General features: G+C 50.9%; 15 protein-coding genes and 2 tRNA genes. All 17 read left to right on the top strand.

What is annotated here, in order from left to right:
* Positions 1 to 25 precede the first annotated feature (25 nt).
* The 17 genes from pth (at position 26) to hpt (ending at position 17,536) form a co-directional block, all read left to right on the top strand.
* A complete protein-coding gene (gene pth / locus JG50_RS0108530; protein WP_033100697.1) occupies positions 26 to 598 on the top strand; it encodes an aminoacyl-tRNA hydrolase in 573 nt (190 codons plus the stop codon).
* Between the two features lie 88 nt (positions 599 to 686).
* A complete protein-coding gene (locus JG50_RS0108525; RefSeq protein ID WP_033100696.1) occupies positions 687 to 917 on the top strand; it encodes an anti-sigma-F factor Fin family protein in 231 nt (76 codons plus the stop codon).
* Positions 918 to 1,044: 127 nt separating this feature from the next.
* Entirely contained in the window at positions 1,045 to 4,587 is a 3,543-nt protein-coding gene (mfd, locus tag JG50_RS0108520) for a transcription-repair coupling factor (protein ID WP_033100695.1), read from the top strand.
* Positions 4,574 to 5,569: a peptidylprolyl isomerase gene (locus JG50_RS0108515; protein WP_033100694.1), complete on the top strand. Its 996-nt coding sequence runs from the start codon at positions 4,574 to 4,576 to the stop codon at positions 5,567 to 5,569. Before mfd ends, JG50_RS0108515 begins: the two co-directional genes overlap by 14 nt.
* A gap of 150 nt (positions 5,570 to 5,719) precedes the next feature.
* Positions 5,720 to 6,262, top strand: coding sequence for a stage V sporulation protein T (gene spoVT / locus JG50_RS0108510; protein WP_033100693.1), 543 nt, complete (start codon positions 5,720 to 5,722; stop codon positions 6,260 to 6,262).
* Between the two features lie 302 nt (positions 6,263 to 6,564).
* Complete coding sequence (locus JG50_RS0108505) at positions 6,565 to 8,193, top strand: putative polysaccharide biosynthesis protein (protein ID WP_033100692.1); 1,629 nt, start codon at positions 6,565 to 6,567, stop codon at positions 8,191 to 8,193.
* 4 nt (positions 8,194 to 8,197) lie between these two features.
* Complete coding sequence (gene yabN, locus JG50_RS0108500; RefSeq protein ID WP_033100691.1) at positions 8,198 to 9,664, top strand: bifunctional methyltransferase/pyrophosphohydrolase YabN; 1,467 nt, start codon at positions 8,198 to 8,200, stop codon at positions 9,662 to 9,664.
* A 278-nt stretch (positions 9,665 to 9,942) separates the two neighbouring features.
* Positions 9,943 to 10,227 carry an RNA-binding S4 domain-containing protein gene (locus JG50_RS0108495; protein ID WP_033100690.1) on the top strand — a complete coding sequence of 95 codons (285 nt, stop codon included), beginning with the start codon at positions 9,943 to 9,945 and terminating at the stop codon, positions 10,225 to 10,227.
* A gap of 41 nt (positions 10,228 to 10,268) precedes the next feature.
* Complete coding sequence (yabP, locus tag JG50_RS0108490; RefSeq protein ID WP_033100689.1) at positions 10,269 to 10,559, top strand: sporulation protein YabP; 291 nt, start codon at positions 10,269 to 10,271, stop codon at positions 10,557 to 10,559.
* Positions 10,556 to 11,119: a spore cortex biosynthesis protein YabQ gene (gene yabQ / locus JG50_RS0108485; protein WP_033100688.1), complete on the top strand. Its 564-nt coding sequence runs from the start codon at positions 10,556 to 10,558 to the stop codon at positions 11,117 to 11,119. Before yabP ends, yabQ begins: the two co-directional genes overlap by 4 nt.
* Position 11,120: 1 nt before the next feature.
* Entirely contained in the window at positions 11,121 to 11,498 is a 378-nt protein-coding gene (locus JG50_RS0108480) for an FtsB family cell division protein (RefSeq protein WP_033100687.1), read from the top strand.
* Positions 11,499 to 11,933: 435 nt separating this feature from the next.
* Positions 11,934 to 12,009 (top strand) — tRNA-Met (locus JG50_RS0108470).
* Positions 12,010 to 12,014: 5 nt separating this feature from the next.
* Positions 12,015 to 12,091: transfer RNA gene (locus JG50_RS0108465), tRNA-Met, on the top strand.
* A 96-nt stretch (positions 12,092 to 12,187) separates the two neighbouring features.
* A complete protein-coding gene (locus tag JG50_RS19290; RefSeq protein WP_160173830.1) occupies positions 12,188 to 12,676 on the top strand; it encodes a DUF402 domain-containing protein in 489 nt (162 codons plus the stop codon).
* A gap of 305 nt (positions 12,677 to 12,981) precedes the next feature.
* Positions 12,982 to 15,444, top strand: coding sequence for a stage II sporulation protein E (gene spoIIE, locus JG50_RS0108455; protein ID WP_033100685.1), 2,463 nt, complete (start codon positions 12,982 to 12,984; stop codon positions 15,442 to 15,444).
* Positions 15,445 to 15,537: 93 nt separating this feature from the next.
* Positions 15,538 to 16,974 carry a tRNA lysidine(34) synthetase TilS gene (gene tilS, locus JG50_RS0108450; RefSeq protein WP_052154126.1) on the top strand — a complete coding sequence of 479 codons (1,437 nt, stop codon included), beginning with the start codon at positions 15,538 to 15,540 and terminating at the stop codon, positions 16,972 to 16,974.
* Positions 16,975 to 16,996: 22 nt separating this feature from the next.
* Positions 16,997 to 17,536, top strand: coding sequence for a hypoxanthine phosphoribosyltransferase (gene hpt, locus JG50_RS0108445; RefSeq protein ID WP_033100684.1), 540 nt, complete (start codon positions 16,997 to 16,999; stop codon positions 17,534 to 17,536).
* The last annotated feature ends 61 nt before the right edge of the window (positions 17,537 to 17,597 follow it).

Genomic DNA, 17,597 nt, shown 5'->3' with positions numbered 1-17,597 from the left:
CTTGCCAGACTTGAGGAGGAACAGCATGAAATTGATTGCAGGGTTGGGGAATCCGGGCATCAAGTATGCCAGGACCCGTCATAATATCGGCTTTTGGGTGATTGACGAACTGAGCCGGCGATGGGGAATTCCCGTCACAAAAGAAAAGTGGAATGCGGAAGTGGGAGAAGGGGTGATCCGGGGGGAAAAGGTGATCCTCATGAAGCCCTTGACTTATATGAATTTATCCGGTGAAGCCGTCCGTCCGGCAATGGACTGGCTGAAGGCGGATCTGGAAGATTTATGCGTCATTTACGACGACCTGGACCTGCCGCCTGGACAAATTCGGTTGCGACTGAAAGGAAGCGCCGGCGGACATAACGGGATGAAATCAATTATCGCTCATCTGGGCAGCGATCAGTTCAAGCGGATCAAGATCGGCATCGGCAGGCCGGAAAGCCCGGTTCCTATACCGGATTATGTGCTGGGCACATTTTCTTCCGCCGAATTGGAGGAGATATCCGATGCAGTCGTGCGCTCGGCAGATGCCGTAGAACGTTGGCTCAGTTCCACTTTTCTCGAAGCGATGAATATTTACAATATGCGAAAACAGTCCTGAACATCATTGTCTCCCGGCGCTGCACCAGGTATATTCTGTTCTTTTGCGGTGATACTAATAGCAAAATTGGCGTTAGGGAGGCAGCCTTATGGCCATACACTATGTTTGCCGCCATTGTGGATATCCCGTCGGAACGATTGAGAAAACCGTCTTGTCCGAAACGGATCTCGGCTTTGATCAGTTGACCCCGGATGAACGGAACGATATAATATCCAATGATATGGATGGAAATCAGGTGGTGCGTGTCACCTGCGAAGCATGCCAGCAGGTGCTGGAGCGCGACCCAGAACGTTTGCTGTATCCATCCCTTTACCATTGACATGGCAAATGAATAACCTGATGGCGGGTATTTTTCTGATTATATCGAAAAAACGGCCTTGGCTGTTGAGAGCTAAGGCTTCTTTTCTATTTCACATTGAAGTTTTTGAAAAGGGGAGGAACATCTGATGATGCCGTTGATCCATATATTTAAACAAGATCATGACTTCCAGTCAACGGTGGAGGGGCTTAAAGCCGGACTGAAAGATCAGCTGGTCTCCGGACTTACCGGCACCGCCCGCATGTTGTATATCGCCGCAGTCTACCAGGAAAGCAAACGGCCGATGCTGCTCGTTTGCCACAATCTCAATCAGGCGCAAAAAGCGGCAGATGATCTGCAGGAGATCCTGCCCAAGAAAGAAGTGCTTCTCTATCCGGCCAATGAGTTGGTGACAACGGAAATTGCCATGGCAGGCCATGAGACACTCGGTGACAAGATCGATGTGTTGTCGCGGTTGTCACTCGGTTTTAACGGAGTGTTGATCGTTCCGTTCTCAGGGCTGCGGAAGTTATTTCCACCGAAAAGCGTATTTGCGCAAAATCATGTTCATTTAAAAGTAGGAATGGTGCAAGAAATTGAACCATTGGTTGAACAATTGGTCAAAATCGGTTACCGGCGGGTCGACATGGTGGAAAAGCCGGGTGAATGCAGTGTCCGCGGGGGAATCGTCGATATTTATCCCGTCAATTTTGCCAGACCTGTACGGATCGAATGGTTTGACGATGAAGTCGATTCGATTCGCCCTTTTTCTGTTTCCGACCAGCGATCGATCGACAAATGGCAAGAAGTCCTGTTGCCTCCGGCGACAGAGCTGTTTGCCGATGCCGACCGGCTCTACCAAGCGGGAGAACAAGTGGAAAAGCTGTTGGCGGAACGTCTGGCTAACGTAAAAAATTCTGCGTTGAAACAGAAATTGACCAGTTCGATCGGATACGATATTGAACAACTGAAATCCGGAGCAGTGTTTGCCGGTATTTACAAGTATATTGATTGCATTTATCCGAATTATGAAAGTCTGCTGGATTATATGCCAAAGGAGACCGTGATGATTCTGGATGAACCGACCAGGATCATGGAAAGCGCCAAGCAGATGGAACGCGAAGAAGGAGAATGGCAAACCGCGCTTTTGGGACAAGGGGAATTTTTGCCTCAACTCAAAATTTCCCTTCCGTATGATGAAGTAATCTTAAAAAGCCGGCCTCAACGCATTTTTTTATCACTGTTTATGAGGCAGATTCCCGGTGTCCAACCGCAGAATATCATTCAGGCGATCTGTCGCAGCATGCAACAGTTTCACGGACAGATGCACGTTTTAAAGACAGAGTGGGACCGTTGGGTCAAGGCGCAGTATCGCGTCCTCTTCCTGGCCAGCAGCGAAGAGCGGGCGGAACGCTTGGAACGCGTGCTGGCTGATTACGGGATGAAAATCGAACGTGACAATCCCGTACATCTGCCGCTCCCGGGAAAACCGGTGATTCGGGTTGGCACCTTGCAAAACGGATTTGAAATGAGCGGCATCCGCTTGGCGGTTGTGACGGAGAGCGAAGTCTTTACTCAGAAGCAAAGGCGGACAAGACGCCACGTAAAACTGGATCATGCCGAGAAGATCAAGGATTATCAGGAACTGAAGCCGGGCGATTATGTGGTACATGTAAATCACGGGATCGGTCGGTATGTCGGGATTGAAACGCTGAATGTAGGTGGAATGCACAAGGATTATCTGCACATTCAGTATGCCGGCAACGATAAACTTTACGTTCCCGTCGAGCAGATCGACCAAGTGCAAAAATATATCGGCAGTGAGGAAAAAGCACCCAAAGTCTACAGTTTGGGCGGCAGCGAATGGAGCAAGGTGAAAAACAAGGTTCGCACCTCCGTGCAGGATATTGCCCAGGATCTGATTGAACTTTATGCAAAAAGGCAACAGGCCAAGGGCTATTCCTTTGCGAAAGATACGCCCTACCAGAAAGAGTTTGAGGCGATGTTCCCGTATGAGGAAACGCCGGATCAGCTCCGATCGATTGAAGAGATTAAACAGGACATGGAGAAAGAACAACCGATGGACCGCCTTCTGTGCGGGGATGTGGGTTACGGAAAAACGGAGGTGGCGATTCGTGCCGCTTTCAAGGCGACCATGGACGGGAAGCAGGTTGCGGTGCTGGTTCCTACCACCATCCTGGCACAGCAGCATTTTGAAACGTTCCGTGAGCGGTTTTCCGGTTTTCCGGTGCAGATCCATGTATTGAGCCGCTTCCGTTCCCGCAAGGAACAAAAGGAGACAATAGAAGGCTTGGCGAATGGTACAGTGGACATTGTGATCGGGACACACCGTTTGCTTTCCAAAGATATCACGTTCCGGGATCTGGGACTGTTGATCATCGACGAAGAACAGCGGTTTGGCGTAAAGCACAAAGAAAAGATCAAACAGTTGAAACACAACATCGACGTGCTCACCTTGTCGGCAACCCCCATTCCGCGCACCCTTCACATGGCGATGATGGGCGTGCGTGACCTGTCGGTAATCGAGACGCCGCCGGAAAACCGTTTCCCGGTGCAAACGTACGTTCTGGAGTACTCGGCCGCACTCGTGCGTGAAGCGGTGGAGCGGGAATTGGCGCGCGGAGGACAGGTTTACTTTTTGTATAATCAGGTGCAGAACATCGAGCAGATGGCCGAGCAAATTCGCATGCTCGTACCGGAAGCACGCGTGGCGGTCGCGCACGGGCAAATGCCGGAAACGGAACTGGAAAAGGTTATGCTCGACTTCCTTGACGGTGAGTTTGATGTACTGGTAAGTACCACCATTATTGAAACGGGCGTCGATATTCCAAATGTCAATACACTGATCATTTATGATGCGGATAAGATGGGCTTGTCCCAGCTGTACCAATTGCGCGGACGTGTCGGCCGTTCCAACCGGATCGCTTATGCCTACTTTACGTACCAGCGGGATAAAGTGCTCTCGGAAACGGCGGAAAAACGGTTGCAAGCGATCAAGGAATTTACTGAGCTTGGGTCCGGGTTTAAAATCGCCATGCGGGATTTGTCCATCCGCGGTGCGGGTAATATTTTGGGGGCGGAACAGCATGGACATATTGCCACTGTCGGATTTGAGCTTTACAGTCAGATGCTGAAGGAAGCGATCAATGAGCTTCAGGGGAAAAACGTGCAGGAACAGCCGGGTGAACCGGTGATCGATCTCAGCGTTGACGCCTATTTGCCGTCAGGGTATATCCGGGATGAGAAGCAGAAAATCGAGCTGTACAAAAAAATTCGCGGAGTAACCGAATTGGATGAGGTCAGTGATCTGGAAGAGGAGATCGAAGACCGTTTCGGCGATTTACCGGAACCGGTGCAGATGCTTTTGAAAATCGCGAAAATCAAGGCTTTTGCGATGTCCTGCGGAATTGAAGCCATCGAGCAAAAGGACGGGGATATCTCCCTTCTGTTTCACCCTTCGCAAAACGAGAAAATCGACGGACAAAAGCTTTTCCAAATCGCGCAAGATTTCCCGGGAAAAATTCGCTTCTCCACAGGAGAAAAAATCGGGGTTGTCTTCAAAGTGAAAGGAATGTCTTCAAAGAGGGCATTAGAAATGGTGGAACAGTTTTTGATAAAATATAAAGACGTTCCCAAACTGAAAGGAGCCGTTAAAAATGCGACTGGGTAAAAAATGGATCGCGGGACTGTTAGCATTAATTTTGATTGTCTCGATTGTTGCCGGCGGATGTGCCGCCACACAGAGCAACCAGGATACCGCTGACAAGGAGAATTCGCAGCAGGTGACGGAATTCAAGCCGCTCAGTACGACGGGGAAAAAAGTGGTGGCGGAGTATAACGGAGGGAAAGTGACGGAAGGGGAACTCAATCGCTATATCAATATTATCGCTTTCCTTGATCCGCAGTTGGGGCTGATGATGTCTTCGATGAAGGATAAGCAGAATCAGTTGCGGGCAGAGCTGGCAAAAGAATATGCGGCCAGACAATATATGGTGAGCAAGGTCAAGGATGATCCAAAGTATGACAAGGAAGCGGATCAAACCATGAGCGATATTGAAAATGGTTTGAAAAACGCACCGCAGGCAGAAGGCTCCAAAGCGCCGAAAAATCTGGCGGATGCCATCAAAGGAAAAGGATTTACGAAAGAGGAACTCCAACAGTTCTTCGTCGATTACCATAAAGTAAATGAGTACTACGATGAGCAGATGAAAGGTGACAAATATGATTGGGTGAAGGCGGCCCATATTCTGATCGCCGTCGGGGATGGACAAAACCAGCAGCCGAAGCGTTCTGATGCCGATGCCAAGAAACGGGCCGAAGAAGTTGAGAAAAAACTGGCGGCTGGCGGTGATTTTGCCAAACTGGCCAAGCAGTATTCCGATGATCCCGGCTCCAAGGATAACGGTGGGGTGATCGAGGGATCGGTTGACCAGTTTGTACCTGAGTTTTCCAAAGCATGCAAAACATTGCCTCTGAATACAGTGAGCGATCCTGTCAAAACCTCTTACGGCTATCACATCATCAAGGTGCTGGACCGACAGCAGAAACCGATTGCCGATGCCCCGGATGATGTCAAAGCCCAAAAGCGGGAAGAAATCTACAACAACCTGGTTAAAAGTGACTTGAAGTTCAAATCGCTTTTGCCCGCGTAACAATCAAATCGTTTGATCTGAAGCAGAGTTCAATCGGACTCTGCTTTTTTTATGTACATAATTAATTGGAAGCAGAACAATACTATGGGCGTTAGAACTAATTTAACCAGAACTACTAAAAATTTTTAGGAAAGTGAGGAACTCGTGTTTATGAAAGCAACCGGCATTGTTCGCCGAATTGATGACCTCGGACGTGTTGTGATCCCCAAGGAGATTCGTCGAACACTGCGCATTCGCGAAGGTGACCCGCTTGAGATTTTTGTTGACCGCGATGGCGAAGTCATTTTGAAGAAGTATTCCCCAATCGGCGAGTTGGGCGATTTTGCACAGGAATACACGGAAGCGCTGTTTGAGAATTTGCAGCATGCCACGGTGATTTGCGATCGGGATGGGGTGATCGCGGCGGCAGGAGTATCCAAAAAGGAATACTTGGATAAGCCGATCAGTGAGACGGTGGAATCCTGTATGGAGCAGCGCCGGACCCATTTGGAGACCGTGCCGGGGAAGGCGGAGATTTTCAAGGGGATGCAAGAAGAATACCAATCCTACTGCATCGTCCCGATCATCGCAGGAGGAGATCCCATCGGAGCCGTGGTGATTTTTTCAAAAAAAGAGGGAGTCAGGCTGGGCGAATTGGAAGTGAAGGTGGCCGGAACGGCGGCATCGTTTCTCGGCAAGCAGATGGAACACTAGAGATGAAGCATGAAGCGCTTGGCTGCCGGCCTGAAAGCCCCAAAATGGTTGTACAGGTAAATTTGCAGGTAAATGACACCTGCTTTTTTTCTGCAAAAGTGCATTTCAGTCCGATGGGCGGACATCCCCCGCTTCCCTGCGTTTCGAATGGCTGTTCATCGGTGTCACCATGATTCACGCATTTTTGGCTTCATCCCCGGATTGTGCCGGATTATGACCAGCTCAGCACTGCCACTTTTTCTTTGCGGGCCTTTTTCACTCCTTGTATAATGGGAAGGATAGCGGAGTGAAAGGGGAACGTTATGGCACAACTGCAATCATCTTTTGTTCGCGGGGCGGCCATATTGGGGCTGGCGGCTTTTTTCAGCAAAATACTTGGCGCCCTTTACCGGATTCCGTATCAAAATATCACCGGCAATGAAGGGATGTTTGTCTATCAACAAGTTTACCCCTTGTACAGTGTGCTGTTGATCCTGGCGACGGCCGGATTCCCGACAGCCATCTCCAAATTGGTTTCAGAAAAGTTGGCCGAGGAAAAAGAAGAGGAAGCGCGACAAATTTTCCGGATTGCTCTGGTGTCGCTTCTGCTCATCGGATTTGTTTTCTTTCTGGTTCTTTTTTTCGGAGCGGGGAAGCTGGCTGAATGGATGGGAAACAGGAACTTGTTAACCCTGCCCATTCAAGCGGTATCGTTTGCTCTTTTGCTCGTTCCGGCTGCTTCAGCGATTCGGGGTTTTTTCCAGGGGTATCAGAACATGGCTCCGACAGCTCTGTCACAGGTAGTGGAGCAGTTGATCCGCGTGGCGACGATTCTGGCTCTCTCCTGGTATCTGACCAGAACGGGCTTCGGGTTTGCGCAGATCGGTGCCGGGGCCGTTTTCGGTGCGACAACGGGTGCAGTTGGAGCCATCGCTGTACTCCTGTTTTTTATGCGCAAAAACCGGGCAGAAGAGTACAGCCGGAACGTATCGGGAGGACCGCGAAGCAAATCTTCCATAAGGAGCATCGTCGTTTCCATTATCTCGATTTCTTTACCGGTCTGCTTCGGTGCGCTGGTGCTGCCGCTCTTTTCCCTGGTGGATTCCTTTACGATTGCCAATCTGCTGGTTGATTCCGGCTTGAGCTTGAATCAGGCGGTGATTGCCAAAGGCATTTTTGACCGGGGGCAGCCTTTGATTCAATTTGCCTCTTTTTTTGCGACGGCAATCTCTCTTTCCATCGTGCCCGCCGTTGCGGAAGCAAGAGCGCGCAAACAGGATCAGATGGCCGGAGAGAGGGCGCAGTTGGCCCTGCGTCTGACGTGGATGCTGGGACTGCCGGCATCGGTCGGCTTGGCGGTGATTGTCGAACCTGTCAATGTGATGCTCTTTAAGGATGCTTCCGGTACAGATGCGCTGTCGATCCTGGCCTTTGTCGCGATTTTTACCGTACTCGTGCATACCACAACCGGCATTTTGCAGGGGTTGGGCCGGGTTTATGTACCGGCGGTGACCTTGCTCATCGGAGTAGCCGTGAAACTGGGATTCAATCTGTGGCTGATCCCTCTGCTGGGCATCCGTGGTGCGGCGGTTGCCACTGTCATCGCTTTTGCTTGTACGGCAGCACTCAATTTGTTTGCCCTCAAAAAGGAATGGGGAACCACCGTCCTGAAGGGGCTGCCGTTGAAAACCATCTGGGCAACCGCGTGGATGGCGGCAGTCGTTTATCTGGTGATGCTGGGCTTAAAGGCGCTCCTCGTTGACGGCGACGAATCTCGTATGGCGATGAGCGTGATCGCTCTCTCTTGCGTGGGAATCGGGGGAGTCGTCTATTTGTGGGCGCTTTTGCGCTTCGGTGCGTTGACGCGTGCCGACCTTGAAAAAGTGCCGAAACTGGAAAGAAAAATTTTGCCGCTTTTGGAAAGGTGGCGGCTGCTCGAGCTGAAGGAGTGAAACGATGAACGGAAAAATTGTGGTTGTCGGATTGGGATTTGGCGATGAAACAGGGTTGTCGCTTGGCACGCTTCGCCTTTTGAAAGACAAGAAAAAGATCTGGCTGCGAACGGCAAAGCATCCGGTGGTGAAGTGGCTGGAACAGGAGGGGATTCCTTTTTCCTCTTTCGATTCCGTCTATGAGGAATTCGCCGACTTCCCTTCTGTCTACCGGGAAATTGCCAGTCGGTTGCTCGCGCTTGCTTCAGGGGAAGAGATTGTCTATGCGGTTCCGGGTCATCCCATGGTCGCTGAGCGGACGGTGCAATTGCTGCTCGACCAGGGGAAACGGAAAGGAATTGAGATCGATATACGCGGGGGAAGCGGGAGCTTTTTGGATCCCGCGTTTGCCCGGCTGCAAATCGACCCGGTCGAAGGGTTTGTCCTTTTGGATGGAACGGGTTTAACTGCGGAACAACTCAATCCGCGCTCCCATGTGCTGATCGCACAGGTATATGATCGTTTTGTTGCCTCCGATGTGAAGCTCACGCTGATGGAGGTGTATCCCGATGAGTACGAGGTAACGATTGCCACGGCTTTGGGGATTGAAGGAATGGAAGAGATGGTTACGCTCCCCTTGTTTGAACTCGACCGGGTGGAGGATTTTACCGATCTGACTTCCGTTTATGTTCCGCCGGTCAAGGAAGAGAAAGCCCTCTACCGCCGCTTTGAATACTTGGTGGAAGTGATCCGGCATTTGCGCAGTCCGGAGGGCTGTCCGTGGGACCGCAAACAGACACACCAAAGTCTGCGCCCCTATTTGCTTGAAGAGGCATATGAGTTTTTGGAAGCCGTCAACCAGGAGGATGCCGATGCAATGGCGGATGAACTGGGCGATGTTTTGCTTCAGGTGATGCTCCATGCGCAAATCGCCAGCGAAGAGGGGACATTTAATGTCTACGATGTGATCGGCCGCCTGAATGACAAGATGATCCGGCGCCATCCCCATGTTTTTGGCGAGCAGCATGCGGAAACCGCCGAGGATGTGAAGGTGAATTGGGAGAAGATCAAAGCGAAGGAAAAAGAAGGGCATCAGGAAAAGTCTGTCATGGATCGGGTCTCCAAGCATCTGCCGACGCTTATGATGGCTTTTGAACAGCAGAAACAGGCGGCAAAAGTGGGGTTTGATTGGGAGAAAAAAGAGGAAGTGCTGGAAAAGGTGCAGGAGGAACTGAAGGAACTGCACCAGGCTCGGACCGCAGCGGAACAGGAAGAGGAACTGGGCGATCTTCTGTTTGTGATTGTCAATCTGTCCCGCTTCCTTGGAGTCGATCCGGAATTGGCGCTTTTAAACGCCTGCCGCAAGTTTGAACGAAGATTTCGCCATATCGAAAACCAGGCTGCTCTGCATAACCAACGCCTGGAAGATCTGACGCTGGAGAAGATGGATGAATGGTGGAACGAAGCCAAACAAAAAGAGAAACACCGGTAGGTCCGGTGAAAAATCGGCTTCTTCCCGGATCTTGTCAATAATGTGAAATTCTAAGCAGGGATTTTCCCTTCTGATGAGAAAATCTAAAACTGACAGATCAGGCGGTGTTGATTAAGCAAATACAGGATTGGGACGGAGGGGGATTTCCGCGGTTCTGATCGCTTTGCCGTAAGCGTCAAGTGTCCGGGAGCAAATTTCCTCTTCAGGATTCCTTCCGTTTGGAGGCGGAATCCTTGCCATCCAATGCACATCGGCCGCCTGAAAAATGAGGTGACAGCATGAGATTGGACAAATTTTTAAAAGTATCACGCCTCATCAAGCGCCGTACGCTTGCCAAGGAAGTGTGCGACCAGGGACGGGTTTCGGTCAACGGCAAGCCGGCAAAAGCCGGGACAAATGTGGCAGTGGGGGATGAGATCAGCATCCGTTTTGGCCAAAAAACGGTAACAGCCCGGGTCGAAGCGATCCGGGAATCCGTCAAAAAAGAGGATGCGGGGCAGATGTTTACCATCGTCAAAGAAGAGCCGACCGTGGAAGAGGAACAGGCCAGTTCTAATTTATAAGCTTTGTCCATATCATGGTACCAAGGAAGGAGGTACTTGATATGGTTGAAGACGTCTTGGCTGCAACCCGGCATGAAATCGTATTGACCAACCGGAATACGCTCGAAGTGAGCGGTGTGATCCGGGTGGAGAGTTTTGACAGCGAAGAATTTTTGCTGCAAACCGACTACGGGTATCTTGGCATTCGCGGACAAGACTTGCACATAAAAAATCTGGATCTCGATCAAGGGCGGGTTTCCATCGAAGGCAACATTATCGATATGAGCTATTTGGATGTCCATATGCCCGCTTCGGAAAAAGCGAAAAGCATCTGGGGAAGGATCTTCAAGTGAACCTCGGCACGCAATGGCTGACGATGGGGCTCATGCTCAGTTCCGGGCTGATCTTGGGCGTTTTTTTGGACTTTTATCGCGTGCTGACCATTCGGTTCCGCTTGCGGGGTTGGATCATTTCCCTGATCGACCTTTTATACTGGGTTGTTTCAGCGGGGCTTGTGTTCGGTTTGCTCTTCTGGAGCAATTGGGGAGAGATGCGGTTTTATTTTTTTGTGGCCGTCGGAGTTGGTTTTCTCTTGTACTTTCGCTGGTTCAGCCGGACGGTCACTAAAATGATCCGTTTGTTTCTTTACGGGATGGAGCGGCTTTTGTTCTTCTGCTTCCGGATTTTGCGCCTGTGTCTCTGGGTGCCGCTCCTTTCTCTTTGGCAATTGGCCATCGTGGTTCTGCGGTTTGCCCTTCAGGTGATCAGGTGGTTGCTCATGCCCTTTCTGTGGCTGGCACGCCCGCTGTACCGACCCGTGCAGCGCTGGCTGGAGCCTTGCTTCATCAAAGGTCGCAACTTGATTCAGAGAGGAAAGCGATGGTGGAATAAGATAAGAGCAAAGGGTGGATAACGTGCCTTTTCATCGGATGAACGACAACATTTTGCAGTTTCGTCGGACATCACAGGAATCGGAAAAGCCCAAAGTCCGGGAGAGAAAGCAGAGATCGCTGCACCCGGTTGTACGTCGGCGACGCCTGATCTGGCTGGGCGCCATGGTTCTCTTCTTCTGCTGGGCGATTGTGGAGCTGATTGTGCAGCAGGTGCATATCTGGGACAGGGAAAAGATCCTGGCGGAAAGAAAGGCGGAACTGGCTGACGGGCAGCGGCACACCAAAGAGCTGAAGGATGAGATCAAAAAGTTGCACGATGAAAAGTACCTGCTCGAATTGGCGCATAAAATGGGATTTGGGAAACCGGGTGAAGAAGTTTATTCAACCGGAGATGATTAAGGGGTCGTGTCCAGGGGAAGCCTCTTGCTTTTGGGAAAGGGCAAGAGGCTTCTTTTCTGGAAGAGAAGGACGGCCGGCAGGATTTTATGAGAAAGCTCAGCAAACCCAGAAGGGGGGAGACGGCAACAGACTTTTACAGAAAATCGAAAAAGTAGATGCGAATGAGTTTGTCCGGGGGGAATCCCGGGAACCATACAGGATAGACCGGTATAAACAGGGAGCGGCGAGTTTCGCGAACAGAAGCTCAAGCGGTTTCCGCCAGGATGACATGACCGGAAACGGACGGGAGAATTGAATAAGTTAAGGATTTTCAAGGGAAAGACCTTCTCTATCCGCCATGGAGAATTTCGTATAAAAAAAATAAATTTATTTGTTGACATTGCAGTGGACTGTCAGTATAATAAACATTGTTCGCAGCGATGCTCATTAAAATGTCGCGGGGTGGAGCAGTCGGTAGCTCGTCGGGCTCATAACCCGAAGGTCGCAGGTTCAAATCCTGTCCCCGCAACCAAACATGGCGGCGTAGCTCAGCTGGCTAGAGCGTACGGTTCATACCCGTGAGGTCGGGGGTTCGAGGCCCTCCGCCGCTACCAATTTTAAACCGAGGAGAAGGCGAGGAAGCCCGCGCGGGTGGGAAATCGCCTTTTTTTTGTGCCGTTTTGCGGCTTGAAAAGCATGGGAGTGGTTGTGTGAATGTCGCCATTAAAAAAATAAAATTTACAACGATTAATAAAACCTATACGGAAAAAGTGCGAGACTGGCGTGGCCGCCATTGTTTTGCCACCCAATATGCCAACCCGGATGGCGAGCGCATTTTTCTCACCTATTATTTCGTTCGCAAAGGATATACGATTTCCAAAGTGTTTGGCCGTTCCGGTGAATTCCTGTATTACTATTGCGATGTGATGCAAATGTACCAGGTCAACCGGCTGAAATATGTGATGGTCGATTTGCTGCTCGATCTGATCGTCTACCCGGACGGGCGCTATCACCTTATCGACATCGATGAGTTTGCCGATGCGGTGGAGCGCGGGCAGCTGAAACGGCGGCAGCAGGTACATGCCTTGCGCACGCTCGATCAAATGATTCGCCTGCAAACGGAACGAAAGCTGATCCCGGCGTTTATCCACGAAGCGAAGATGTACCCTCTGACTGATCATTACCATCGCAGAACATAGCCCGTTTTCGACAGGGAGGATTTCCCGTCTGATCCTTTCTTTGGAAGTTTTGTCGCTCCCATGCCCAATCAGATTGAAAACGACAAACTATGACGCAAACAAATGAGCCCCGGTACCCATTCCGGGGCCTTTTTCATTTGCCCTGAAAATCTTGCAACAGAAGGAAACCGGGAAAATGAACAAAAGGCGATGATGGTTAAAAAATGTCGCAAAAAAATTTTAAAACAGTCAGAGAAATTGACAAACTTTCCAGTTGCTTCCTCGCTATAATGGGAGGGCACAAATCGAATAGCGAGGTGGAAGGGATGCAAGTAAGAACTCATTTTAAAAATTTATTCATTCGTCCGGTTATGTGGTTTGGTGTGGATCGAAGCCGGCAGAAGAGGGCGATCCATCGCTGGACCGGCATGTGGAATATCCCTGTGATCGGAATGGGGGTGCTGCTGGGCCGCGCGACGATTCTCGATTTTGTTTCCCCGTTTGCGATCGCCTATCTGGCGGTGATTTTATACCTGGCACGAAAACAATGGCCGGTCGTGATGGCTTCCCTGATTGCCGGGTCAGCGACGCTGGGGGGGATGGAAGCGGCAAAAACGACCGGAACCTTGCTCATTTTGCTTTTAATGCATCGATTGTGGGAATGGGCGGGCAAAGGACAGATCAATTACGCCCCTTTCGTTGTGGGATTGTCAAGCATCGCGGCCCACCTTATTGAACTGGGATGGACAGGATTTCGTCCGTACCGGATGATGCTGGACGGGGTCGATGTGACTCTCAGCTTTATTCTCACATTCATTTTCGTCCAGTCCCTCCCCGTGTTTACCGTCAAGAAAAAAAGAATCACCCTGCGCCATGAGGAAATCGTCTGCCTGGTCATCTTGCTCGGGTCGGTGATGACGGGCACGATTGGCTTAAAAGCGGGAGACTTGTCCCTGGTTCACATCGTTTCCCGCTACGCGATCCTGGTATTGGCTCTGGTCGGAGGAGGCATGCTCGGCTCTTCAATGGGAGTGGTGACAGGTCTCATCCTTAGCTTGTCCGATACGCGGACGCTTCCTGAAATCAGCTTGCTGGCTTTTTCCGGTTTGCTCGCGGGTTTGTTCAAAGAAGGAAAACGCATTGGAGTCGCAATTGGCTTTATGTTGGGTTCTTCCATTTTGACGCTTTATGACGGCGGGACTTCGGCGATGTGGTTGTCCTTGCAGGAATCGGCGATCGCCATTGTTTTCCTTCTGCTGACGCCGGAGAGGCTTATTCGCATGCTGTCCCGCTATGTTCCGGGGACATCGGAAAATCAGATTGCCCATCAGGAATATATCAAGCGGCTTCGCGATGTAACGGCGAAAAAAGTAGAGCAATTTACGGAATTGTTCCAAGAGCTGGCTTTCAGTTTCCGCGAGGATGCGACCAAACATCGCAAAGAGGATGAAGACCAGGTGCAGATCTTCATCTCGGAGATCATGAACCAGGCCTGCGCGGGCTGCCGCAATGCAGAGCGATGCTGGGAACAACATGTGATGAAAACCTATCAGGGCATGACGGATCTCATGACACTGGTCGAAGCGAAGGGAGCGCGGGCCCCGGTGCAAATTCCGGAAAGCTGGCGGGGCCACTGTATCCGTCCGGAGCGGGTTCTTGCCTCGATACGAAATCAATATGCGCGATTCGAGCAAAATATTTACTGGAAAGAAAAAATGCAGGAATCGCGCCGGCTCGTCTCCGACCAACTGGCGGGAATGTCGGAAGTGATGGGCAAATTGGCCAAGGAAATCAGGCATGAGACACAAGTGCTGACCGCCCATGAAGAGCAAATCCATGAGGCACTGGAAGAACTGGGACTGGCGATTCAGCGGGTGGATATTATCAATCTCGAAGAGGGGAAAGTGGAGATCGAGGTTGTCATGCCGGAACGGGAAGGCCTGGAGGAATGCAAAAAGCTGGTTGCTCCCCTGTTGACGGAGATCCTGGGCGAACCGATTTCCGTTTATCGCAAGGTGGTGAAAGACGGCTCACCCGGTGCGGTGATTACGTTGGGTTCCGCCCAGCGGTTTGAACTGAAGACAGGGGCGGCAACGGCGGCCAAGGGCGGAGGCTTGGTTTCCGGGGACAGCTATTGTTACATGAATCTGGGAACGGGAAAATATGCGGTGGCTCTTTCCGACGGAATGGGGAACGGTCAACGGGCGCAAGAGGAGAGCAGTGCGGCCTTGAAACTGCTCCGGCGCCTGCTGATGGCGGGAATGCATGAAGAACGGGCGGTTGACACCGTGAACTCCATACTGAGCCTGCGTTCGGCAGATGAGATGTTTGCCACCGTCGATCTGGCGATTGTGGACTTGAACACGGCGGTGGGGCGGTTTATGAAGATCGGCTCAACCCCGGGGTTCATTAAACGCGGACAAAAGGTGATCATGATTTCTGGCTCCAACCCGCCAATCGGGATTTTGAACGAGATTGAGTTCGATCCGATCGAAATGCAGCTGGAGCCGGGAGACTTGCTGATCATGATGACCGACGGGGTTTATGATGCGCCGCATTATGCAGTGAACAAAGATGCGTGGATGACCCGGATGATTGCGGAAATCGATACCAAGGACCCGCAGCATTTTGCCGATTGTCTGCTGGAAAAGGTGGTCCGGGTTTATGAAGGAAGAATCAGGGACGATATGACGATTGTCGTCTCCAAAGTCGAACAGCACACGCCCGAATGGTCGACCATCCGCCTGCCGGGTGTAAAAAGATTGCAGCGGACGCAAGCAGCTGGATGAAATTGCTTCCAGACGGCAAAAAGAGTATGATGGAAGTGGAGAGTCCCGGGGGGTTCCCGGGATTTTATTTTTCACGATTAGGGGAAGATGGCTTTGTTTTATGATCGGGTAAAACAGGAAATTGCCAATCGGAAACTGATTGGGAAACAGGATCATGTCCTGGTCGGTGTTTCAGGTGGCCCTGATTCTATCGCACTCCTTCATGTTTTGCACCGTTTGTCTGCGGAAACGGGTTTTTCGGTGGGGGCTGTTCATGTCAACCACCAGTTGCGGGGAGAGGAAAGCGAAGAGGATGCCCGTTTTGTCCGGGAATTTTGCCGCAGCCTGGCTCTTTCGTGCGACGTGGTGCGGGTCGATGTGAGCGGAAAGAGAAAGGAGCTGGGCGGGAACAAGCAGGCGATTGCCCGTCAGTTGCGCTACGATGCATTTCAAGAGGTGGCAAGGAAGCGAAAAGCGACGAAGCTGGCGCTGGCGCACCATACCGATGACCAGCTGGAAACAGTGATGATGCGGCTGATCCGCGGAACCGGGGTAAGCGGTCTTGCCGGGATGGAATGGGAAAGGCGGTGGCAGGGCATCGGGCTGATCCGCCCCCTTCTGGGAGTCACCAAGGATGAGATTGAACATTATTGCCGGGAGCAGGGGCTTCACCCTCGCTTGGACTCGAGCAACCTGTCCAATGACTATACCCGAAACCGTTTGCGTCACGAACTCGTTCCGCTGATCCACTCTTTTAACCCCAGAGTGGCAGACGCCGTTTTGCGCCTGTCGGAATTGATCCGTGAGGAAGAAAAAATTTGGGAAAAGTTGACACTTGAGGCAGCGGATCAAGTCGTGGCGAAGCAGGAAAATGGACAATTTCTTGTCGATGTTTCAAGTTTTCTTCACCTTCCGGTCGCTTTACAAAGAAGGGTAGTTAAACTAATATTAAGTTATCTTTGGGATTACGGTACGCATGAGGTGACGCTTGACTCTGTGGAACAAGTAAGGAATCTGGCCCAGCTTCCGTCCCCGTCTGCAATGATCCACCTCCCTGGAGGCATCATCGCGCAGCGGGAATATGAAAAGCTGATCCTGAAAGTTCATTCAAGCACAAATGAACAAACAACGCCGATTCTCTCAGAGACCATTCCGCTGTCCATTCCTGGAGTGACTTCGTTGCCGGGTCTTTTGGGTAAAATAGAAGTGTTGGAAACGGATGAGCCGATACATAGGATGAGGATGGGGCCGAACAGTGCCGTCTTTGATCGTGACAAGCTGAAAGAACCGCTTTATGTACGATTTCGCCGGCCGGGAGACAAAATGAAACCTTTGGGTATGACCGGAAGAAAAAAAGTGAAAAGCTTAATGATGGAGGCGAAAGTGCCGAAACGGATCCGGGATCAGTATCCGCTTGTGGTGACGAAAGATGAGATCGTATGGATTCCGGGGATTAAGCGGTCGGGCGCGGCACCGGTAACACCGGATACCAGGCGCTTTCTTTATTTGCATTGGCATGCAGGAGATGGTCCGAATCGGGAGAATGATTGAAAAAAGATACAGGAGGACGGACATGCATCAGGATATTAAGGAAATACTAATCTCGGAAAGGCAGATTCAAGAAAAAGTGGCCGAACTGGGGAAGGCGCTTTCCAGAGAATATCAAGACCTCAACCCTCTTTGCATCTGCGTTCTGAAAGGAGCCGTTCCCTTCATGGCCGATTTGATCCGCAAATTGGAGATCCCGCTGCAGATGGATTTTATGGCGGTATCCAGTTATGGCAATTCCACCACATCTTCCGGTGTAGTGCGAATCCTGAAAGATTTGGACAGCGCCGTCGAAGGACGTCACGTATTGATCGTCGAAGATATTATCGATTCTGGTTTGACTCTCAGTTATCTCGTAGAAATGCTTAAAGGGAGAAATGCCGCTTCCGTCAAAATCGTTACCTTACTCGATAAGCCGGATCGCCGGAAAGTGAATTTGAGTCCTGACTACTCCGGATTTACCATCCCGGATGAGTTTGTGGTGGGTTATGGATTGGATTATGCCGAAAAATACCGAAACCTCCCTTACATCGGCATCCTAAAGGAAGAGGTTTACAAGTCGTAATCAGGTTCTATTGAGAATGTTTTGCCGACTGTGATACAATGATACAAGTGGACTGAGAGGA

The organism is Thermoactinomyces daqus (assembly GCF_000763315.1).
GTDB classification, from domain to species: Bacteria; Bacillota; Bacilli; order Thermoactinomycetales; family Thermoactinomycetaceae; genus Thermoactinomyces_A; species Thermoactinomyces_A daqus.
The sequence above is the reverse complement of the archived record's forward strand: the minus strand, read 5'-3'. Positions and strand labels throughout refer to the sequence as shown.